Raw genomic sequence first — 20,512 nt, forward strand, 5'->3', positions numbered from 1 at the left:
ACACATCCGACCCGACACTCAGTCGGGGTTTCCGTGCGGCAAGGGTTCGTACTGTAGTTCATGCGGCCCGCCGGAAGCAAATCCGATCAAACCATGAACACGCAATCAGTCAGGCGCTCATCGTCCTACCTCGTGTCTCAGCGGGGCTGAGTCGGTGTCCGTGTCGCTCTGACTCGAACTAAGTTACGCAGCGGCGAACACGAAGTCAAATCGGCTGGTCAGAGCAGGTTTTTCAGATCGGGTTCGAACCAATTCGGTGCGGCGGCGGTGAATCGGTCGCGCTCCCACTGCCCCACCCCGGCGGGGATGGCACCGAGCACCGGTGTCTCGGTGATGCGGGGCAGATCGTGGCGGTTGCATTCGGCGGCCAGGTCGGGTTCGTCGGGCCAGGCGCCGATGACGAGCCCGGCGCACCGCACTCCCGCGGCAGCCAGGGTTCTCGTGGTGAGTTCGCTGTGGTTCAGCGTGCCGAGACCGGCGGCCGCCACGACGAGGACGGGGGCGCCGAGTTTTCGGGCGAGGTCGAGCAGGGTGAACTCCCCCATCCGGACGAGCAGCCCGCCTGCCCCTTCCACGAGCACCAGGTCGACGTCGTTGAGGGTGCCGATACCGGCGACCGTGTCGGCGAGCGTCAGCAGCGGCATGCCTGCGCGGCGGGCAGCGGTGTCGGGGGCGAGTGGTTCCGGGTAGCGGGCCAGTTCGAGCGTGCGGGTGACGCCGGTGAGGCGGGTGATGTCGGCGAGGTCGCCCGGCTCGCCTGGCGCGATACCGGTCTGGGCCGGTTTGCAGACCGCGACCGTGCGCCCCTCGGCCAGGGCGGCTGCGGCCAGGGCGGCGGTCGCGATGGTCTTGCCGACATCGGTCGACGTGCCGCTGATCAGAAGCACACCCATATCGCTACCTCGCCTTTCCTCTGGTCGTCGCCGTTCCGTCCTGCGCCGAGCCGGATGGTCTCGTCATACGGTGAGCGCTTCTCCACGCGCCTCGGCCAGGACCTCACCGAGCACCTCGGCGATGGTGTCCAGCTCGGCGGCCGTCAGGTCGGCTCGGGCGGTGAGTCGCAGGCGTGAGGTGCCCTCGGGGACCGACGGTGGTCGGAAGCAGCCGACTTCCAGGCCGCGCGCGCGGCAGGCCTGGGCGGCGTCGAAGGCTCGCGCGGCATCGCCGAGAACGACCGAAACCACCGCCGACGTGGGCTCGGAGACGCCCGCCATGCGGGCGATGTCGGCGGCGCGGTCGAGGACCCGTCCGGCCATGGCGGGATCGCGTCGCAGCAGCGACAGCGCCGCACGGGCCGCGCCGACGGCGGCAGGGGCCAAGCCGGTGTCGAAGATGAAGGTGCGGGCAGCGTCGATGAGGTGGGCGCGGATCCTGCTGTCGGCGAGGACGACTCCACCCTGGGCGGCGAAGGCTTTGGACAGGGTCGCGGTGATGACCAGGTCGGGCTCGCCCGCCAAGCCAACCTCCGCGACCAGGCCGCGCCCACCGTCGCCACGGACACCAAGGCCGTGTGCTTCGTCGACGACGAGGACGGCCCCGTTCGCTCGGGTGACGCGGTGCAGTTCGACCAGGGGCGCGAGGTCGCCGTCGGCACTGAAAACCGAATCGGTGAGCACGAGCGCACGCTCCTCGGTGCGTCCGGCGAGCAAGCGGTCGACAGCCGCCACATCGCCGTGCGGCGCGACGGCGACCCTGGCTCGCGAGAGCCTGCACGCGTCGACGAGCGAGGCGTGGCTACCGGCGTCGGAGACGACGAGGCTGTCGCGCCCGGCGAGGGCGGTGACCGCGCCGAGGTTGGCGGCGTAACCGGAGGCGAAGACCAGTCCTGTTTCCGCGCCGACGAATTCGGCGAGCTCGGCTTCCAGCAACTCGTGCTCGGCGGTGGTTCCGGTGACCAGTCGCGAGCCGGTGGATCCCGCGCCCCAGCGGCGCAGCGAGGCGATCGCACCCTCGATCACCTCGGGGTGGCGGACCAGGCCGAGGTAGTCGTTGGAGGCCAGGTCGATGTTCGCCTGCTCGGGTTCGCGCACGCGCAGGTGCCTGCGCAGCCCGGCGGCGGTGCGCTCGGTCGCGCGTTCGTCCAGCCAGCTCAACGGGTCTGTGGTCACAGTCGAGGAGGATACTTGAACACCGTTCAGGCCGGTCATCGGAGCGAGGCTTTCACTGCTGCCCGCACGGCGCCGGTGATCGTGGCGATATCGGCGGAAGTGCTGATGAACGGGGGCATGGTGTAGACGAGATCGCGGAAGGGGCGCAGCCAGGCGCCCGCGTCGACGGCGGCGTCGGTCGCGGCGCGCATATCGACGGGTCGGTCGAGCTCGACGACGCCGATGGCGCCGAGCACGCGCACCTCGACGACACCGGGCAGCTCGGCGATCGGCGCGAGACCGTCGCGCAATTCGTTCTCGATCCGCGCGACCTCACCGCGCCAATCGCGCGAGCGCAACAGTTCGATCGAGGCGACCGCGACCGCGCAGGCCAGCGGATTGCCCATGAAGGTCGGTCCGTGCATGAGGCCGCCGTGCGCGGTGCTGATGGTTTCGGCGATGCGTGTGGTGCACAGCGCGGCGGCCAGGGTGAGGTATCCGCCGGTCAATGCCTTACCGACACACATCACGTCGGGGGCGACCCCGGCGTGGTCGGCGGCGAACAGTTCCCCGGTTCGACCGAAACCGGTGGCGATCTCGTCGAAGACGAGCAGGACGTCGTTGTCGTCGCAGATCCGGCGCAGCTCGGCGAGGTAGCGCGGGTCGTGCCAGCGCATTCCGCCCGCGCCCTGCACGACAGGTTCGACGATGACGGCGGCCACCTCGTCGCGATGGGTGCGGACCGCGTGTTCGAGTTCGGCGACGTAGTCCGGGGTGAATTCGCGCGGCGGGGCGGGAACGAAGATCTGGTCGGTGAGGACGTCGGTCCACAGCGCGTGCATGCCGCCCTCGGGGTCGCACACGCTCATCGGAGTGAAGGTGTCGCCGTGGTAGCCGCCACGCCAGGTGAGCAGGCGGTTCTTGGCGGGGCGGTCGAGCGCGCGCCAGTACTGCAGGCACATCTTCGCGGCCACTTCCACCGAGACCGAGCCGGAGTCGCAGAGGAAGACCTTGTCCAGGCCCGAAGGGGTGATCTCGACGAGCAACTGGGCGAGTCGGGTGGCCGGTTCGTGGGTGAGACCACCGAACATCACGTGACTCATCCGCTGCGACTGCGCGAACAGCGCTTCGTCCAGCACGGGGTGGCGGTAGCCGTGGACGGCGGCCCACCAGGAGCTCATTCCGTCGACGAGTTCGCGGCCGTCGGCGAGGGTGAGCCGGGTGCCTGCGGCACTCGCGACCACGAGCGGTTCGGTGGTCGCGGGGAAGCCGCCGTAGGGGTGCCAGACGTGGTCGGCGTCCAGGGCGGTGATCTGCTCGGGGGTCAGGTCCACAGCTGTCCTCGTCGTTGCCCGGGGCCGCCTGCGACGGCCTTGAACGCTGTTCAAGTTATCACCTGTCGTCGGCGTCGGACAGCTTCGCGACCACATCGGGAATCCGGGCGAGGGCCGCGCGGACCGCGTCGACCGAATTCGCGCCGAGTTCCCCGGCGACAGCCGTCTCGATCCGGCCGATCTCGCGTGCGGCCAGCGCGAGGGCATCGCGACCCGTCGCCGTCGGCACGATCAGACGTGCGCGCTTGTCGGCCGGATCCGGAGTGCGCTCGACATAACCGCAGCGTTCGAGGTGGGTGACCAACTCCCCCATCGACTGCTGGGTCATCCCCGCCGCCTCGGCCAGGGCGGTCACCCGGGAGCCGTTCGGGGCCAGGTGGCGGAAGACCGCGTAATGAGCGGGCCGCAGGTCGGTACCGAGGGCCGCGCGCAAGGCATTGCCCAGCTCTCGTTCATAGGCATCGGTGGCCTGGACCAGCAGTTTCAGCAGCGACGACCTTGACATATAGGAAGTTTACCTTTATATCTGGACTATGGCACGCACCGGTACCACCGTCACCTTCCGCAACGGCCACCGAGTCACCCTCGTCGACCGCGGCGCCGACGAACACGGCGCGTACCTGCGCCTCGAGCACGAACTGCCGCGTACCGGCAGGCAGGCGGGCCCGCACTGGCATCCCGAGATCAGCGAGACGTGGACCATCCGCAGCGGCCGGGTGCGCTTACGCATCGATGGCACCGACATCGTCGCCGAACCAGGCCACACGGTGACCGCGCCGCCGCGCGCGGTGCACGAGTTCTGGAACGAGGCCGAAGGCACGGTCATGGACCAGGTGATCCGCCCACCGCTGCGGCACTGGGAGATGTTCGAGTTCTGGAGCGCACTCGACAACGCGCACAAGACCACCGCACAGCGGTTGCCCCGCAACCCCCTGGCGCTGGCGCTGCTGTGGGAGTACCAGGACGGCTACCTGGCGGGTCCGCCCGCGCTGCTGCAACGGTGGGTCTTCGGCCGGTTCGCCGCGCTGGCGCGGCGAACCGGCTACACGCGACGGCTGCTCGCGGCCGGGTGACGGAGCACCCAGCGCGAGCACGCGCGGTCAGCGTGTGGATTCCTCTACTGTCGTAGCATGTCGAGCCCCAACGACCGAACCGGTGAGGTGACACCGCTGAGCGTGTGGCCGGGCACGGCCTATCCGCTCGGTGCCACCTACGACGGCGGGGGCACGAACTTCTCGGTGTTCTCCGAGGTGGCGACGCGGGTCGAGCTGTGTCTGATCGGCGAGGACGACACCGAGATCCGCGTCGACATGGACGAGGTCGACGGTTATGTCTGGCACGCCTATCTGCCCTCGGTGATTCCGGGTCAGCGCTACGGCTTCCGAGTGCACGGTCCCTACGAGCCCGAACTCGGCCTGCGATGCGATCCGAGCAAACTGCTGCTCGATCCGTACGGCAAGGCCTTCGACGGCGAGTTCGTCAACGATCCCTCGCTCTACACCTACGGGCTGGACTCGCTGGGGCACACCATGACCGGCGTGGTCATCAACCCGTTCTTCGACTGGGGCAACGATCGGCCGCCGAACCGGCCGTACCACGAGACGGTGATCTACGAGGCGCACGTCAAGGGCATGACGATGACGCACCCCGACATCCCCGACGACCTGCGCGGCACCTACGCGGGCCTCGCGCATCCGGCGATCATCGACCATCTGTCGACACTCGGCGTCACCGCGATCGAGCTGATGCCGGTGCACCAGTTCTTCCACGACCACGTGCTCACCGATCAAGGTCTGCGGAACTACTGGGGCTACAACAGCATCGGCTACTTGGCGCCGCACAACGAGTACGCCGCCCGACGCACCGGTGACGCCGCGGTCGCGGAATTCAAGGCGATGGTGCGCGCGATGCACGCGGCGGGCATCGAGGTGATCCTCGACGTGGTCTACAACCACACCGGCGAGGGCAATCATCTCGGCCCGGTCCTGAGCCTGCGCGGCATCGACAACGCGGCCTATTACCGAGTCGACGACGACAACCCCGAGCACTACAAGGATTTCACCGGCACCGGCAACAGCCTCAATGTGCGTCACCCGCACACCCTGCAGCTCATCATGGATTCGCTGCGCTACTGGATTCTCGACATGCACGTCGACGGCTTCCGCTTCGACCTCGCCGCCACGCTCGCGCGTGAATTGCACGATGTGGACCGGCTTTCCGCGTTCTTCGACCTGGTACACCAGGATCCGGTGGTGAGCCAGGTCAAGCTCATCGCCGAGCCGTGGGACGTGGGTGAGGGCGGCTACCAGGTCGGCAATTTCCCCAGTCTCTGGACCGAATGGAACGGCAAGTACCGCGACACGGTGCGCGACTACTGGCGTGGTGAACCCGCGACCCTCGGCGAGTTCGCGTCGCGGCTCACCGGGTCGTCGGATCTGTACGAGCCCACGGGGCGACGGCCGGGTGCCAGCATCAACTTCGTCACCGCGCACGACGGGTTCACGCTGCGGGATCTGGTGTCCTACAACGAGAAACACAACGAGGCCAACGGCGAGGACAACCGCGACGGCGAAAGCCACAATCGTTCTTGGAACTGCGGTGTCGAAGGACCGACCGACGACCCCGAGGTGACGGCACTGCGGGCACGTCAACAGCGCAATCTGCTCGCCACGTTGGTCCTCAGCCAGGGCACCCCGATGCTCGCCCACGGCGACGAGATGGGGCGCAGCCAGCTCGGCAACAACAACGTGTACTGCCAGGACTCACCGCTGGCGTGGATGGATTGGTCGCTGGCGCAGCAGAATTCGGAGCTGCTCGAATTCACTCGCGCGGTGATCGCGTTGCGCACCGAGCACCCGATCTTCCGGCGCCGCCGCTTCCTCGCCCCCGGTCCCGCCGACGGGGAGGGGCATCGCCGCGAGATCGCCTGGTTCACACCCGCCGGTGCCGAGATGACCACAGACGACTGGCACAGCGGTTTCGGGAGGTCCCTTGCCGTCCTGCTCGACGGCGACGGTATCCCCGAGCCGGGGCCGCGCGGGGAACGGATCAGCGACGACTCGTTCCTGTTGTGCTTCAATGCGCACGACGAGGCGCTCGATTTCGTGCTGCCGGGGCCGGAGTTCGGCGCCGAATGGACGCTCGCCCTGGATTGTTCGACCCCCACCGGCGCCGCCGAAGCCGTGCTCGCGGCGGCGACGGTGCTGCCCGTACCCAGCCGCTGCCTGCTCGTATTGCGCCGAACCGCCTAGCGAGACGATGACCGAGACCTACGTGACCGATCCTTTGACCCGGCTGCACCGCGCGCCGATCCGCCCGAGCACGGTGCGCAGCACCTACCGCCTCCAGCTGCGCCCCGACGCGCTCACCTTCGGCGATGCCCGTGCCATCGCCGAATACCTACAGCAACTCGGGGTTTCGCATCTGTACCTGTCCCCGATCCTCACCGCGGCGCACGGGTCGACGCACGGGTACGACGTCACCGACCCGACCACCGTGTCGACGGCGCTCGGTGGTCCGGCGGGGCTCAAGGCGCTCTCGGACGAGGTGCGCAGCCGAGGGATGGGATTGATCGTCGACCTGGTGCCCAATCACGTCGGGGTCGGTGATCCGCAGCAGAATCCGTGGTGGTGGGACGTGCTGCGGCTGGGCCGGAAGTCGGCCTACGCCAGGTACTTCGACATCGATTGGAGCCCGAGCAACGGCGCGGGCGGGCGACTGGCGCTGCCGGTGCTGCAGAACGAGAACGATCCGGCCGCGCTCACCGTCGACCGGTCCGGCCCCGAACCCATGCTCGCTCTGCATGATCTGCGGTTCCCGATCGCGCCGGGCACCGACGGTGACAACGCGCTGCGCATCCACGACCGCCAGCACTACCGGTTGGTCAGCTGGAAGGCCGGGGTGTGCACGTACCGGCGGTTCTTCGCGGTGAACAGTCTGGCCGCCATCCGCCAGGAGGACCCGGAGGTGTTCGAGGCGACCCACCGCGAACTGGCCGCCTGGTGCGAACACGACCTGATCGACGGTGTGCGGGTGGACCACCCCGACGGATTGGCCTATCCCAGTGCGTATCTCACCCGGCTGCGGCGCCTGATCGGACCGCAACGGTTGTTGCTGATCGAGAAGATTCTCGCCAATCGTGAACCGCTCGACGCCACCCTGCCGATCGACGGCACCACGGGCTACGACGCGCTGGCCGACGTGGGCGGCGTGCTCATCGACCCGGCGGGCGAACCGGCCCTCACCGAGTTGTCGCAGCAGGTGGCCGGGCACGGCAGCGACCGTGCGTGGTTCGGCGAGACCGAGCACCGGATCAAACGGGCCGTCGCCGAAACCATTCTGGCCCCGGAGATCCGGCGGTTGGTCGCCGCGATCAAACGCGACGGCAACGCGGGCAGTTTCGATACTCTCGCCGTGAGCAACGCGACCATCGAGGTGCTGGCGTTCATGCCGGTGTACCGGGTGGACTACGCGCCGCTGGCCGGGATGACCGCGGCGGTCGTCGCGGAGGTGGAGAAACGCAATGCCGAGCTCACGGCACCGTTGTCGGTGCTGGTGACGGCCCTGGCCGTGGGCGGGGAGGCGGCGACGCGGTTCTCCCAGGTGTGCGGGGCGATCACCGCGAAAGCGGTGGAGGACACCATGTTCTATCAGGGTGCGCGGCTGGTGTCGTTGCAGGAGGTGGGTGGCAATCCGGCCCGGTTCGGGCACTCCGTCAACGACTTCCACCTGTCCAACAGCGAACGCTCGCAGCGCTGGCCCGCCACCATGACCACGCTGTCCACGCACGACACCAAGCGCGGCGAGGACGTGCGCGCCCGGATCGGTGTGCTGTCGCAGGTGGCCGAGCTCTGGTCGGAACGGGTACGCGGCTGGCTCGACACCACACCCGCCCCCGACGGTGCGACGGCATTGTTCCTGCTGCAGAACATGTTCGGGGTGTGGCCCGCCGACGGGCGCCCCGCGTCGTCGGTGCCAGGCCTGCGTGACCGGCTGCATCTGTTCGCGGAGAAATCGATCCGGGAGGCGGGGACCAAGACGTCGTGGGAGGAACCCGACGCGCAGTTCGAGTCGGCGGTGCACGCGTGGCTGGACGCGGTGATCGATGGCCCGGTCGGCACCGGAATCGGTGACATCGCCCATGAACTGGCGCCGCACGCGTGGTCCGACGCGGTGTCGCAGAAGCTGCTGCAGCTGTGCGCGCCGGGGATTCCCGACATCTATCAGGGCACCGAGGTGTGGGAGGACTCGCTGGTCGACCCGGACAACCGGCGGCCGGTGAACTTCGCGGTGCGGGCAGGGATGCTCCAATCCCTCACCGACACACCGACGCTGGACACCACCGGGGCGGCGAAGATGTGGGTGGTCGCCTACGCGCTGTGGTTGCGTCGGGAGCGACCGGAATGTTTCGTCGGCGGGATGTATCGGCCGTTCTACGCGGTCGGCGAGCACGCGCACCGGCTCGTCGCCTACGGGCGTGGGCCCGCCGGGGAGGCGGCCGAGGTGATCGTCGCGGCCACCCGACACTCGGTCGGGTTGGCCGCGACGGGGTGGACCGACACCACCCTGCCCCTGCCCGAAGGCACCTGGACCGACAGGTTGACCGGCAACACCTATGCGGGCACCGTGCGGCTGGACACGTTGTTCACCCGGTTGCCGGTCGCGCTGCTGGTGCGCTGAGAAACGCGGGACCACCTCGGCGGTCCCGCGTCCGGTTCAGCGGCGCAGGCCCAGGTATTGCAGGGCGGCGAAGGCGCCGACCGTCATCGCCTGCATCACGGCCCACACGGCGCCGACCGTCGTCAGGTTCAGGGCGCCGGTGACGACCGCGGCGAGGCTGGCGAGCACCCAGGCGGCGTTGCCGATCGCGACACCGGCCGCGGCTGTCCGATTGATCGGAGACCTGGCACCGATGACGGCGACGGCCAGGCCGTAGGCGGTGAGGAAGGCGCCGATCGCCAGGCTCGCGGTGGTGTCGAGGCCGAGCAGGCGCTCGAGCGGACCGGCGAGGGCGAGGTAGGCGATGCCGTTGGCGCCGGTGACGACGGCGTCGGTGCGCAGCGACAGGCGGAGCAGGTTCTCACCGGAGGCGAGCAGGGCGGTCAGGCGGCCGGGGCGGGTGGCGGTGGTCATGGCGGATCTCCTGGTGTGTGAAGGGGTTTCAGGCGGCGGCGGGAACGTGATCGAGGAAGCCGTAGACGCGGTCGATGCGGCCGTCGACGAGCACGGCGACGTCGAAGCCGATCACCACGGCGTCACCGTCGGCGGGGCCGAGGCCCCAGGTGAAGCGGACCTGGTCATGGTGGGCGTCGACCGGGCCCGCCAGCCGGAAGGTCCAGTCGGGGAACTGGGTCTGTACACCGGCGATGGCGGCTTCGAGTTCGGCGTGTCCGTTCACCGCGACCATCGGGTCGACGTAGCCGACCTGCGGGGTGAACAGTCGGGCGACGGCGGAGCGGCGGGCGCCGGGCTCGCGGGTGTTCCAGGCTTCCAGGTACTGTGCGACGACGTTGTTCATCTCGACCTCCGAAATAGTCTCTGAGCTGGTGTTTCGCTCGTTGTTTCTGCGATGACACCAACGTTATGGGTCGAGTGGGGGTCGGCGAATCAGTCGCCTATAGGTACTTTCGCGACGCGACTACTGTCATCGCCGGTACGGCGATACGGTTGTGCCCATGCTGCACGGACGCGATGCCGAACAGGCCATGCTCGACGACCTGCTCGCCGGTGCGCGAGCCGGGCGCAGCGCGGCGCTGGTGATCCGCGGTGAGGCGGGAATCGGGAAGTCCGCGTTGCTGGATTACGCTGCGACGCAGGGCCTTCCGACGGTGCGAAGCGCGGGTATCGAATCCGAGTCCGAATTGCCCTTCGCCGCACTGCATCTGCTGGTGAAACCGGGTATGGAACTGGTCGGGCAGTTGCCGCCCCGCCAGCGCGACGCACTCGAGGCGGCCTTCGGTCTCGGCGAGCACGCACCGGCCGACCGGATGCTCATCGGCCTCGCGGTGCTGACGCTGTTGGCTGAGGAAGCCGCCGACGGCCCGCTGCTGTGCATCGTCGACGACGCGCACTGGCTGGACCAGGCCACCGCCGACGCCCTGCTGTTCGCCGCCCGTCGGCTCGACGCCGAAGGGGTGGTGATGTTGTTCGCCGCGCGCACCGGTCCCGGCGACTTCCCGGCGCCCGGGCTGCCGGAGCTCACTCTGTCCGGTCTCGCGCCCGAGGCGGCCGCGGCACTGCTCGATGCGGGCGCGACCCGGTTGCCACCGGCCACCCGCTACCGCTTGCTCACCGAGTCGGGTGGGAATCCCCTTGCCCTGCTGGAACTTCCGTTGGTCGTCGGTGAGGGGGGTGTGGATGCGGCGAACCCACTCCCCCTGACCCAGCGTCTGCAACTGGCCTTCCACAGTCGCATCGCCCGACTCCCTGCCACCACCCGCACCGTTCTGCTGGTCGCCGCAGCGGCAGGGACCGCGGACATCTCACGGGTACTGCGGGCCGCCACCACCCTTGGCGCCGGACTGGCGGACCTGCAACCGGCCCAGGATGCGGGCATGGTCGACGTCGACAACGGACGGCTCAGCTGGCGCCACCCGCTGCTGCGCTCGGCGGTCTACCAGGGTGCGGCATTGACTCAGCGACTCGCCACCCACCGCGCACTCGCCGACGCTTACGCACCGGCAGTCCATCCATCCGCCGCGGGGATCGTCGCGGCGTCTGCGACTGCCCGGCAGGGGGCCGTCGGCGCCGACAACTCGATGATCGCACCCGCGGACTCGGCGACCGGCACCCGCCGCCCGGCAAACGGTGCCGTGGACCGCTCGATTGCCGCGATCGGTGTCGACGCGGGGGCAATTCCGGACGACAACGACGCTGACCTGCGGGCCTGGCATTCGGCTTGTGCGGCAACCGGACCCGATGAGGAGACCGCTGCCGCGTTGGAGAGCACCGCCGATCGGGCTCGTCGCCGCAACGGTTTTCACGGGGCGGTCGCGGCGTACGAGCGGGCGGCGGCGCTGAGTGTCGATGCTGGGGCGAGGGTGCGGCGGCTGGTCTGTGCCGCCGAAACGGCGAGTGAGGCAGGACTCACCGAGCAGGCCGCGCGGCTGGCAGACCGCGCCGCCGCCCAAACGACCGGCGACGAGTACACGCAGCGGCTCGAGCTCGTTCGCGCGCAGGCCGAGTTCGCCTCGGGTACGCCGGGATCAGCGCATAGACGCCTCATGTCCGCGGCCCGTGCGGCGGGTGCGGACGAACCGGGAACCGCGGCCCGCATCCTGGCAAGGGCGGTGCACACCGCCTGGTATCTCGGTCCCGCCGAGCTCGACGAGGTGGCCGGGTTCCTGACGACGTTGCGGTTGGCGGAGGACGACCCGGCCACCCCGATCGCGCGCTATCTGACCGGCTCGGTGTCGGGCAGGCGCACCACCGACCTGCGTGCCGTCGTCGACGCCGCGCGCGCGGCGGGCGCCGACAACCCCGCCGATCTGGTGCAGCTGTGCGGTAGCGGGCTTGTCGTCGGACAGGACGACCAGGTCGACGAGGTGGCCGCCGAACTCATCGCCGAGTGCCGGGAGCAGGGGCGCATCGCCCTGCTCGCGCCGCTGCTGTTCTTTCGTGCCGAGTGCCAGCTGTTCGGTGGGCGGCCACGGGAGAGCCGGGTCGCGGCCGAGGAAGGGTTGGGGATCGCCCGCGATATCGGGCAGGCACAGTGGGTCAGCCAGCTGTACGCCTTCCTCGCCTACCTGGCGGCGCTGCACGGTGACGAACAGCGCTGTCACGCCGAGGCGGAGCAGGCGGTGGCCGATCAACTCGGCGGGCCGACGGCGGTCGGGGCGTCCTGGGCTCACGCGGCTCGGGGACTGCTCGCGCTCGGCGAGGGCAGACTCGACCGGGCGCAGGCCGAACTCGACCACATGACGGTCGAACCCGCGCGCCACCATGTGATCGGTCTGCGTACGCTGCCGGATCAGATCGAAGTCGCCGTCCGCCTCGGCGCCACCGACCGCGCGAACGAGGCCCTGACCCGGCTCATCGAGTGGTCCGAGCGTGCCGAGCAGCAGTGGATCGGCGCCTTGGCGGCCCGTGGGCGGGCGCTGCTGGCCGAGGATCCCGAACCGCATTTCCGCACCGCCCTCGTCGGCAACCGCCCCTTCGACGAGGCCAGGACCCGTCTCCTCTACGGCGAATGGCTCCGCCGGGACAAACGCAAGGTCGATGCGCGCGCGCAGCTCGAGCAATGTGCCGACGTCTTCGATCGGCTCGGTGCCACGCCCTGGCTCGAACGAGCACGGACCGAGTTGAGCGCTCTGGGCGTGGGGACGACCGCCCGGGCCGACGACGGACCGTTGAGCCTGCTCACACCACAGGAATCACAGATCGTCCGGTTGGCCGCGCAAGGACTGTCGAATCGGGAGATCGCCGCGCGGTTGTTCCTGAGTCATCGCACCGTCGGGCATCACCTGTACAAGGCCTATCCGAAACTCGGCGTGGTGTCGCGCGGCGAACTGAGCGCGCTCGACCTCGAGTGACCGGTCAGCTACGGGAATGGGTGCTCGCGGCGCCGACGACCCAGCGCAGAGCCGCGACCGACGCGGCGGCGAGCACGGCGACCTGCGGCGATCCGACGACGAGCAGGAGCAGCGCGGCGACCACGAGCCCGGCGACCAGCGCCTCGAGCTTGTAGACCGGCCACGCGACACCGGCGACGTCGACCGTCGCGGATGCTGTCGATGGGGTCACCACTGCCATGCACACAGGATAGGCGCAAACAAGAGTTCGGTCCACCGAAACCTCACCTTCGGGTGGGGGTCGGGAACATCACAGGCGCGACCGTCGTTGTGCTGGTCATGCCACTGACAGGAGAGTACGCACCGAGCACTTCCGATTGGGCGCGCGAGCAGGCGGAGGCCTATGAGACCTCCGGCGGTGCCGAGGGCACCTCGTTGCAAGGCAAACCGGTCATCCTGCTCACCACCAAGGGCGCGAAGACCGGCAAGCTGCGCAAGACACCACTGATGCGTGTCGAACACGGCGGTGAGTACGCCGTCGTCGCCTCGCTGGGCGGCGCGCCGAAACACCCCGTCTGGTACTACAACATCAAGGCCGAACCGCACGTCGAGCTGCGCGACGGCACCGTCAACAAGGACTACACCGCCCGCGAGGTCTTCGGCGAGGAGAAGGCGCTGTGGTGGGACCGCGCGGTGGCGGTCTGGCCCGATTACGCCGAGTATCAGAAGAAGACCGACCGTGAGATTCCGGTCTTCGTGCTGACGCCCCGCTGAGGGGACCCGCCGACGCCGGACACCCGTGGCTGCCTCGGTAGCATTGTCGGGTGTCCTCCACCGTTGACGTCGCCGAAGTTTCCCTGACCCGTCCGCCGCTGTCCGCGGACGAGATCGATGCGGCCGCGCAGCGAATTTCCGACATCATCGAGCCGACACCCCTGCAGTACAGCCCGCGCCTGTCGGCGAGCACCGGCGCGCAGGTGTACCTCAAGCGCGAAGACCTCACCGCCGTGCGCTCCTACAAGCTGCGCGGCGCCTACAACCTGATGGTGCAGCTCACCGACGCCGAACGCGCCGCCGGTGTGGTCGCGGCCAGCGCGGGCAATCACGCGCAGGGCGTGGCCTTCGCCTGCCAGACGATGGGCGTGCGCGGACGGATCTACGTCCCGACGACCACCCCGAAGCAGAAGCGTGACCGCATCCGCGTGCACGGCGGTGAGTTCGTCGAGCTGATCGCGGTCGGCGAGACCTACGACGCGGCCGCCGCGGCCGCCGCCGACGACGTGGCCCGCACGGGCGCGACCATGGTTCCCCCGTTCGACGACCCGCGCACCGCGGCGGGCCAGGGCACCATCGCCGCCGAATTCCTCGAACAACTCGGTACCGCACCGGATCTCGTCGTCGTGCCGGTCGGCGGCGGCGGCTGTCTCGCGGGCATCGGCACCTACCTGCGCGAGCGCGCGCCCGGCGCCGGTCTGCTCGGCGTGGAACCCGCCGGCGCGGCCTCGATGACGGCGGCGCTGGTGGCGAGCGGTCCGGTGACCCTGCCCGAGATCGACCCGTTCGTCGACGGCGCCGCCGTGCGCCGCATCGGTGACCTGCCGTATCGGGCGGCGGCGTCGTTCGGTGGCCGGGTCGTGTCGCACGCCTCGCTCCCGCTGCTCACCACCACCGAATCCCCCACCGGCACAGCGTCTTTCCGGATGATGCAGGTCGACGAGGGCGCCATCTGCACGGCGATGCTCGAGCTGTACCAGAACGAGGGCATCATCGCCGAGCCCGCGGGCGCGCTCGCGACGGCGGCACTGGCCGAGATCGATATCGACCCGGGCTCCACCGTGGTGGTGCTGGTGTCGGGCGGCAACAACGATGTGTCGCGCTACGGCGAGATCATCGAACGGTCCCTGGTGCATCGCGGGCTCAAGCACTACTTCCTGGTGGACTTCCCACAGGAACCCGGTGCGCTGCGCCGCTTCCTCGACGACGTCCTCGGGCCAGACGACGACATCACCATGTTCGAGTACGTCAAGCGCAACAACCGCGAGACCGGGGCGGCACTGGTGGGCATCGAACTCGGTGCCACCGACGACCTGGCCTCGCTGCTGCACCGCATAGAGGAGTCGCCGATCCAGGCGGAACGCCTCGAACCGGGCTCCCCCGCGTACCGCTACCTCACCTAGTGAGCCCGGTCAGGCCTTCTTCACGGCGTTGAAGATCAGCTCGCCGTAGATCCGCCACTGCTCGGGGTCGCGTTCCTGCTGACGGAACAGACTGCCCGCGACACCACCGAGCAGTACACGCACATGGCGGGCCGTGACGTCCTCGCGGATCACCCCTTGCCGCTGGCCCGCGAGAATGATCGACTCCAGCGATTCCTCGCCCGCGGGCGAAGGCTTCGCGGTCTCGGGCAGGGCTTCGGCGAGAGCCCGGTCGTTGGCGAGGCGTTCGACGGTTTCGGCGAGCAGGTCGCGCAGGATCGCCAGGGGGTCGCCGCCGGAGTTCAGTTGTTCCTGGGCGGCGAGGCCGCGGCGGTAGAACCAGGCGCGCTGATACTGCGCCACCGCCTGCACCAGCGCGTCCTTGGTCGGAAAGCTGCGGTACACAGTCGCCTTGCCGACGCCCGCGCGGGCGGCGACCTGCGGAATCGTGGCCTCGATGCCGTGTTCGGCGAACACTTCGACGGCCGCCGCCACCACGCGCTCGTGATTGCGCCTGGCATCGGATCGCTTGGTGGACCAGTCGACGTCGTGGTCGGGCGTCGGGTCGCACTCGGGAGCTGTCACCCTGCGATTGTGCCGAATCGGCCGCTCATGGCGATCACAGCCTTACCCCTTCAATAAACGGACTCCAGGGTCCAGTATATTCTCGATGCGGACCCCAAGGTCCACTTACCGCGCGGAACCCCACGGAGGCGTGAGCTCCCATGATCGATCAGACGACCCGAGAGTCCGAAGCCCCGCACGACCCGGGCGGACTCGGCACCAATCTCGTGTTCCTCGCCCTGGCCGCCGCCGCGTTCGCGCTCGCCCAGACCGCGATCGTGCCCGGCATCATGATCCTCGGCCACGAACTGCACGCGAGCACGGCAGATGTCGGATGGGTGCTCACCGCCTACCTGATCTCGGCCGCGATCCTCACCCCGGTCTTCGGCCGCCTCGGTGACATGTACGGCAAGAAGAAGCTGCTCGTCATCGCGCTCGGCCTGTTCGCCCTCGGCAGCGTGGCCGCGGCGCTGGCACCGTCGATCTGGGTGCTCGTGGCCGCCCGGGTCGTCCAAGGTGCGGGCGGTGGCATCTTCCCGCTGTGCTACGGCATCATCGGCGATACGTTTCCCGCCGAGAAGCGCGGCGGCGCACTGGGTCTCATCTCGGCGTTGGCCGGGATCGGCGCGGGCGGCGGCTTGCTCATCGGTGGCCTGCTGATCGATCACCTGTCCTGGCAGTGGGTCTTCTGGTCGGGCGCGATCATGTCGGCGATCGCGCTGGTCGGCGTGCTGCGGGTGCCGGAGCGGTCGATCCCGACGCCCACGCGGATCGACTTCGTAGGCATCGCGCTGCTCAGCATCGGCCTCACCATGCCGCTGCTCGCGCTGAGCCGCGGCTCGACGTGGGGCTGGACCGATGCGCGCACTCTCGGCCTCGTCCTCGGCGGTCTGGTGGTCCTGATCGGTTTCGTCGCCTTCGAGACCCGCGTCGGCGAACCGCTGATCGACATGCACGTGCTGCGGCGTCCGACCGTGCTGATCACCAATATCGCCATGCTGCTGTTCGGTGCGGGCATGTTCGCGGTGTTCTCCCTCATCCCCCAGCTCGCCCAGACCCCGGACACCGGCGAGTATGGCTTCGGCATGGACGCCACCGGGTCCGGTCTGCTGATGATCCCCGGTTCGATCGCCATGCTGGCGGCCGCGGTCGTCGCGGGGCGGCTCGTCGGTCGGGTCCGCGCCGCTGTGCCGCTGGTCCTCGGCGCGCTCACCGCCGCCGTCGGGTTCGCGGCGCTGGCGCTGGCGCACGGCTCCCAGGGAGCTGTCATCGGGTTCACGGTCGTGACCTTCGTCGGCATCGGCCTCGGGATGGCGGCCATGCCGAACCTGATCATGTCCGCGGTGCCCGCCGAGAAGACCGCCGAGAGCACCGGTGTCAACGCGCTGATCCGGTCGGTGGGATCCTCGATCGGGTCGCAGGTCGCGGCCACTGTGCTGGCGGGCAGTGTCGTCGCCGGAACGGCGCTGCCCGCGGATTCAGGCTTCACCACCGCGTTCTGGCTGGCCGCGGGCGCCATCGCGTTGGCGGCTGTGGTCGCGGTGTTCATCCCGCAGAGCAAGCCACCGGCTGCGGCATCCGTACGCGAGGACCGTGAATCGAACCCCGCCGTCGCCCTCGCCGAGTAACCGGGCGACGGCGGCGACTAGGCGGCGGCCCGGTCGACGCGCCGCCCACGCTCGCGGGTGGCGCGCACGCCCGACATCACCAGCGGCAGCAACCAACCGAGGGCGAACTGGTCGTAGGCCAGCAGCGCCTGGTCGAGGCGGTTGTGCACGAAACCGACCGACAGGCCCGAACGCGGGTCGACCCAGCCGAACGACCCGCCGAGCCCGATGTGGCCGAAGGCCGAGTGCGCCCCGGGCGCGGGCATCGAGTGGTAGCCCAGGTGCCACATCATCGGCATGTAGAACAGGGCGTGGTCGAGGCGGTAGGTCTGCACGCGCCGGATGATGGCGTGGGTTTCCGGACGCAGGAACGGCGACCCGTCGAGGGTGACGCCGTCGGCGAGCCCCGCGTACAGCTGGGCGAGTCCGGCCGCGGTGGCCACGCCGTTTCCCGCGGGCATCTCGGTGTCGAGAATCGGCGGGTCCTCGCCGTCGAGGATGCCGTTGAGGCCGGTCAGATACAGGCAGCGCGCCGCGGCGCCGAGCGCGCCGGGGATACGGAAACCGACGCGGTTGAGGAACCCGGCGGCCACCGGATGCCCGGCCAGACGCAGGTGGGCCCCGGCGAGGCGGGCGTACTCGGTCGAGGAGCCCGCCGCCGGTCGCCCGAGGTGGAACCCCTCCACGCCGAGGGGGTCGGTGACCTCCGTGCGGATGAGCTCGCTCATGCTGCGGCCGGTGACCGAGCGGGCGATGCCCGCCAGCAGCCAGCCGTAGGTGAGCGCGTGATAGGTGGGGACGCCGAGCAGCCGGTCGGGCTTGGCCATGGCCAGCCGGTCTTCCATCAGCTCGTGGTCGAGGAGTTCCTGGGCGCTGTCGGCGATCGGGGACAGCGACGACAACCCGGATCGGTGGGTGAGCACGTCGGCCACGGTGATGGCGCCCTTACCGTGCGCGGCGAAACGCGGCCAGTATTCGGCGACCGGAGCCTGGTAGTCGAGGAGGCCGCGATCGGCGAGGCGATGGATGACGGTGGCGGTGACACCCTTGGTCGCGGAGAACACGATGGAGCCGGTATTCGCCGACCAGGGCTGGTCGCCCGCGCTACCGGTCCACAGGTGTGCCAGGGGTTCACCGTGCCGATAGATCGCGATGGCGCCGCCCGCGTCGCGCCGATGTCCGACCAAGGTGGCGAACGCGCGCACCAGCGGACCGAAACCGGTCGGCGCATAACCGCCCACACCGGTCGGAAGGGCAGCACTGTCCTGCCCGTAAGCCTCGTTGCTCATCGCACAACCGTACGACCGTTATGTCGCCTCGGCAACGATCTCGCCCGCACCGTGGCCGAGCTGTGGCCGCGAGCGGTCAGTCGGTGACCACGGTTCCCGCGCCCTCCCCTTCCTCGAGCACGACGAAACTGTGACCCGAAACAAGAGTTCCCCCATCGTTTTCTGTCGCGGGCGCCCACGCCAGCAGCACCCGGCCGTACACCGGGATCACCGCCTCGTCCTCGGACAGGTTGCACACCACCGAGATCCGGCCGCGTCGCAGCACGAACCAGCGGGCGCGCTCGTCGTAGTCGGCCCAGACCCGTTCCAACCAGGGATCACCGAACTCGGGCCGCGACTTGCGCAGGGCGAGCAGGGCGCGATAGCAGGCCAGTAGCCGGGCGTGCGGTTCACGGCCGCGTTCGGTCCAGTCGAGTTTCGAGCGGGTGAAGGTGACCGGATCCTGGGGATCGGGGACGTCGTCGGTGGCCCAGCCGTGGGCGGCGAACTCGGCGCGGCGGCCGTCGGCGGTCGCGGCGCCGATGACGGGGTCGGTGTGGGAGGTGAAGAACTGGAACGGCGTGCGCGCGCCCCATTCCTCGCCCATGAACAGCATCGGCGTACTCGCGGACAGCAGCACCAGAGCCGCTTTCACCGCCAGTTGGCCGGGAGTGAGGTAGTCGCTGGGGCGGTCGCCGAGGGCGCGGTTGCCGATCTGGTCGTGGTTGCAGGTGTAACCGAGCAGGGCACTGCCGGGGATCAGGTCGCGGCGGATCGGGATGCCGTGGGTTCGGCCACGGAAGCTGGAATACGTTGCGGCGTGGAAGAACCCGTGGGTGAGGGTTTGCGCCAGGCAGGCCAGTGAGCCGAAATCGGCGTAGTAACCCTGTCTTTCGCCGGAGACGGCGGTGTGCACGGCGTGGTGGAGGTCGTCGTTCCACTGGCCGGTCAGGCCGTAGCCGCCCGCCGCACGCGGGGTGATCAGGCGTGGGTCGTTGAGATCGCTTTCGGCGATGAGGGTGAGCGGGCGGCCCAGATGTGCTGAGAGGGCGGCTGTTTCGATGACGAGTTCTTCGAGCAGGTGGGTGGCGGTGTGGTCGACGAGGGCGTGGACGGCGTCGAGGCGCAGTGCGTCGATGTGGAAGTCGCGCAACCAGCGCAGGGCGTTGTCGATGATGTGGCGGCGCACGGCATCGGAGCCGGGACCGTCCAGGTTCACACTCTGCCCCCAGGTGTTGCGGCCGGTGGTGAGGTAGGGCCCGAAGCGTGGGAGGTAGTTGCCGGAGGGGCCGAGATGGTTGTAGACAACGTCGAGGCAGACCGCGAGGCCGCGGGCGTGGCAGGCGTCAACGAAACGTTGCAGACCGTCGGGGCCGCCGTAGGTTTCCTGCACCGCGTACCAGAGCACCCCGTCGTAACCCCAGTTGTGGGTGCCGTCGAAGGCGTTCACCGGCATGAGTTCCACGGTGGTGACGCCGAGTTCGACCAAATGGTCGAGGTGTTCGATCGCGGCGTCGAAGGTGCCTTCCGGAGTAAAGATGCCGATGTGCAATTCGTAGAAGACCGAGCCCGCCAGCTGCCTGCCGGTCCAGGACCGATCAGTCCAGACAGAGCTGTCGAGGTCGTGGACGGCGGACAGGGCGTGGACGCCGTTGGGCTGACGCGGTGAGCGCGGGTCGGGCAACACCGCCGGGTCGTCGTCGATGAGGAACCCGTACTCCGCGCCCTGACCGGCCTCGGCCCGCACCGACCACCAGCCGCCGCCGTTGCGGCGCATGGGGTGAACCACCCCCTCGAGTTGCAGTCGCATCGCGCTCGCCTCCGGCGCCCACACCCGAAACTGCCTCATACCGTCAGCATCGCACGGCTCGGCGCGGCACGCCCGGGCAACGATTGCCGAGCGGTCGCGGTGCCTGGTGCCCGCAGATCGGCGGCCGAAGAACCCGCA

17 protein-coding genes are annotated in these 20,512 nt (G+C 69.4%); 7 read left to right on the forward strand and 10 right to left on the reverse strand.

Annotated features, from left to right (window positions below; translation table 11 throughout):
* Positions 1-218: 218 nt before the first annotated feature.
* The 4 genes from bioD to NC7_RS20335 all read right to left on the reverse strand — a co-directional run bounded on the left by bioD (position 219) and on the right by NC7_RS20335 (position 3,926).
* Positions 219-893 carry a dethiobiotin synthase gene (gene bioD, locus NC7_RS20320; protein WP_067985488.1) on the reverse strand — a complete coding sequence of 225 codons (675 nt, stop codon included), beginning with the start codon at positions 891-893 and terminating at the stop codon, positions 219-221.
* 63 nt (positions 894-956) lie between these two features.
* Positions 957-2,147 carry an 8-amino-7-oxononanoate synthase gene (locus NC7_RS20325; RefSeq protein ID WP_084458639.1) on the reverse strand — a complete coding sequence of 397 codons (1,191 nt, stop codon included), beginning with the start codon at positions 2,145-2,147 and terminating at the stop codon, positions 957-959.
* Positions 2,144-3,421 carry an adenosylmethionine--8-amino-7-oxononanoate transaminase gene (locus NC7_RS20330; protein WP_067985491.1) on the reverse strand — a complete coding sequence of 426 codons (1,278 nt, stop codon included), beginning with the start codon at positions 3,419-3,421 and terminating at the stop codon, positions 2,144-2,146. Before NC7_RS20330 ends, NC7_RS20325 begins: the two co-directional genes overlap by 4 nt.
* Positions 3,422-3,479: 58 nt before the next feature.
* A complete protein-coding gene (locus NC7_RS20335; RefSeq protein ID WP_067985493.1) occupies positions 3,480-3,926 on the reverse strand; it encodes a MarR family winged helix-turn-helix transcriptional regulator in 447 nt (148 codons plus the stop codon).
* Between the two features lie 28 nt (positions 3,927-3,954).
* On the opposite strand from NC7_RS20335, the gene NC7_RS20340 reads away from it, so the two are divergent.
* The 3 genes from NC7_RS20340 to treY are packed head-to-tail and all read left to right on the forward strand — an operon-like array spanning position 3,955 to position 9,100.
* Entirely contained in the window at positions 3,955-4,494 is a 540-nt protein-coding gene (locus NC7_RS20340; protein ID WP_067985495.1) for a cupin domain-containing protein, read from the forward strand.
* A 57-nt stretch (positions 4,495-4,551) separates the two neighbouring features.
* Complete coding sequence (gene glgX / locus NC7_RS20345) at positions 4,552-6,672, forward strand: glycogen debranching protein GlgX (RefSeq protein ID WP_067985497.1); 2,121 nt, start codon at positions 4,552-4,554, stop codon at positions 6,670-6,672.
* Positions 6,673-6,679: 7 nt separating this feature from the next.
* Complete coding sequence (treY, locus tag NC7_RS20350) at positions 6,680-9,100, forward strand: malto-oligosyltrehalose synthase (RefSeq protein WP_174550250.1); 2,421 nt, start codon at positions 6,680-6,682, stop codon at positions 9,098-9,100.
* A 36-nt stretch (positions 9,101-9,136) separates the two neighbouring features.
* Here treY and NC7_RS20355 read toward each other — a convergent pair whose 3' ends face one another.
* Together NC7_RS20355 and NC7_RS20360 are read right to left on the reverse strand one after the other, a co-directional pair.
* Positions 9,137-9,553, reverse strand: a complete 417-nt coding sequence (locus tag NC7_RS20355) for a hypothetical protein (protein WP_067985498.1) — start codon at positions 9,551-9,553, stop codon at positions 9,137-9,139.
* Positions 9,554-9,581: 28 nt separating this feature from the next.
* Positions 9,582-9,938 (reverse strand): nuclear transport factor 2 family protein, encoded by a 357-nt coding sequence (locus NC7_RS20360; RefSeq protein WP_084458641.1) that lies wholly within the window; start codon positions 9,936-9,938, stop codon positions 9,582-9,584.
* Positions 9,939-10,095: 157 nt separating this feature from the next.
* Here NC7_RS20360 and NC7_RS20365 point away from each other — a divergent pair, with 157 nt between their 5' ends.
* Positions 10,096-12,951, forward strand: coding sequence for a helix-turn-helix transcriptional regulator (locus tag NC7_RS20365; protein WP_067985502.1), 2,856 nt, complete (start codon positions 10,096-10,098; stop codon positions 12,949-12,951).
* 4 nt (positions 12,952-12,955) lie between these two features.
* On the opposite strand, the gene NC7_RS20370 is transcribed toward NC7_RS20365, so the two are convergent.
* Positions 12,956-13,171 (reverse strand): hypothetical protein, encoded by a 216-nt coding sequence (locus NC7_RS20370; protein WP_067985504.1) that lies wholly within the window; start codon positions 13,169-13,171, stop codon positions 12,956-12,958.
* Positions 13,172-13,269: 98 nt separating this feature from the next.
* Between NC7_RS20370 and NC7_RS20375 the strand changes: the two genes are divergently transcribed.
* Both NC7_RS20375 and ilvA read left to right on the forward strand, forming a co-directional pair.
* Positions 13,270-13,704 (forward strand): nitroreductase family deazaflavin-dependent oxidoreductase, encoded by a 435-nt coding sequence (locus tag NC7_RS20375; protein WP_067985847.1) that lies wholly within the window; start codon positions 13,270-13,272, stop codon positions 13,702-13,704.
* A gap of 50 nt (positions 13,705-13,754) precedes the next feature.
* The gene (gene ilvA / locus NC7_RS20380) at positions 13,755-15,107 is read left to right on the forward strand and encodes a threonine ammonia-lyase IlvA (RefSeq protein ID WP_067985507.1); all 1,353 of its coding nucleotides are present in this window, start codon (positions 13,755-13,757) and stop codon (positions 15,105-15,107) included.
* 9 nt (positions 15,108-15,116) lie between these two features.
* On the opposite strand, the gene NC7_RS20385 is transcribed toward ilvA, so the two are convergent.
* The gene (locus tag NC7_RS20385) at positions 15,117-15,710 is read right to left on the reverse strand and encodes a TetR/AcrR family transcriptional regulator (RefSeq protein WP_067985509.1); all 594 of its coding nucleotides are present in this window, start codon (positions 15,708-15,710) and stop codon (positions 15,117-15,119) included.
* Between the two features lie 140 nt (positions 15,711-15,850).
* On the opposite strand from NC7_RS20385, the gene NC7_RS20390 reads away from it, so the two are divergent.
* Positions 15,851-17,317: an MFS transporter gene (locus NC7_RS20390; protein ID WP_067985511.1), complete on the forward strand. Its 1,467-nt coding sequence runs from the start codon at positions 15,851-15,853 to the stop codon at positions 17,315-17,317.
* Between the two features lie 17 nt (positions 17,318-17,334).
* Here NC7_RS20390 and NC7_RS20395 read toward each other — a convergent pair whose 3' ends face one another.
* Complete coding sequence (locus tag NC7_RS20395) at positions 17,335-18,585, reverse strand: serine hydrolase domain-containing protein (protein WP_067985512.1); 1,251 nt, start codon at positions 18,583-18,585, stop codon at positions 17,335-17,337.
* Between the two features lie 76 nt (positions 18,586-18,661).
* The gene (treZ, locus tag NC7_RS20400; RefSeq protein WP_067985514.1) at positions 18,662-20,413 is read right to left on the reverse strand and encodes a malto-oligosyltrehalose trehalohydrolase; all 1,752 of its coding nucleotides are present in this window, start codon (positions 20,411-20,413) and stop codon (positions 18,662-18,664) included.
* Positions 20,414-20,512: the final 99 nt, after the last annotated feature.

It is taken from the genome of Nocardia caishijiensis NBRC 108228 (assembly GCF_001612825.1).
GTDB lineage: Bacteria > Actinomycetota > Actinomycetes > Mycobacteriales > Mycobacteriaceae > Nocardia > Nocardia caishijiensis.

Coding starts and splice junctions, on each gene's coding strand:
- bioD (WP_067985488.1), bottom strand. CDS start 893: ATGGGTGTGCTTCTGATCAGCGGCACGTCGACCGATGTCGGCAAGACC.
- NC7_RS20355 (WP_067985498.1), bottom strand. CDS start 9,553: ATGACCACCGCCACCCGCCCCGGCCGCCTGACCGCCCTGCTCGCCTCC.
- NC7_RS20360 (WP_084458641.1), bottom strand. CDS start 9,938: ATGAACAACGTCGTCGCACAGTACCTGGAAGCCTGGAACACCCGCGAG.
- NC7_RS20375 (WP_067985847.1), top strand. CDS start 13,270: ATGCCACTGACAGGAGAGTACGCACCGAGCACTTCCGATTGGGCGCGC.
- NC7_RS20390 (WP_067985511.1), top strand. CDS start 15,851: ATGATCGATCAGACGACCCGAGAGTCCGAAGCCCCGCACGACCCGGGC.
- treZ (WP_067985514.1), bottom strand. CDS start 20,413: ATGAGGCAGTTTCGGGTGTGGGCGCCGGAGGCGAGCGCGATGCGACTG.
- NC7_RS20365 (WP_067985502.1), top strand. CDS start 10,096: ATGCTGCACGGACGCGATGCCGAACAGGCCATGCTCGACGACCTGCTC.
- glgX (WP_067985497.1), top strand. CDS start 4,552: ATGTCGAGCCCCAACGACCGAACCGGTGAGGTGACACCGCTGAGCGTG.
- NC7_RS20335 (WP_067985493.1), bottom strand. CDS start 3,926: ATGTCAAGGTCGTCGCTGCTGAAACTGCTGGTCCAGGCCACCGATGCC.
- NC7_RS20395 (WP_067985512.1), bottom strand. CDS start 18,585: ATGAGCAACGAGGCTTACGGGCAGGACAGTGCTGCCCTTCCGACCGGT.
- NC7_RS20370 (WP_067985504.1), bottom strand. CDS start 13,171: ATGGCAGTGGTGACCCCATCGACAGCATCCGCGACGGTCGACGTCGCC.
- NC7_RS20340 (WP_067985495.1), top strand. CDS start 3,955: ATGGCACGCACCGGTACCACCGTCACCTTCCGCAACGGCCACCGAGTC.
- treY (WP_174550250.1), top strand. CDS start 6,680: ATGACCGAGACCTACGTGACCGATCCTTTGACCCGGCTGCACCGCGCG.
- NC7_RS20325 (WP_084458639.1), bottom strand. CDS start 2,147: ATGACCGGCCTGAACGGTGTTCAAGTATCCTCCTCGACTGTGACCACA.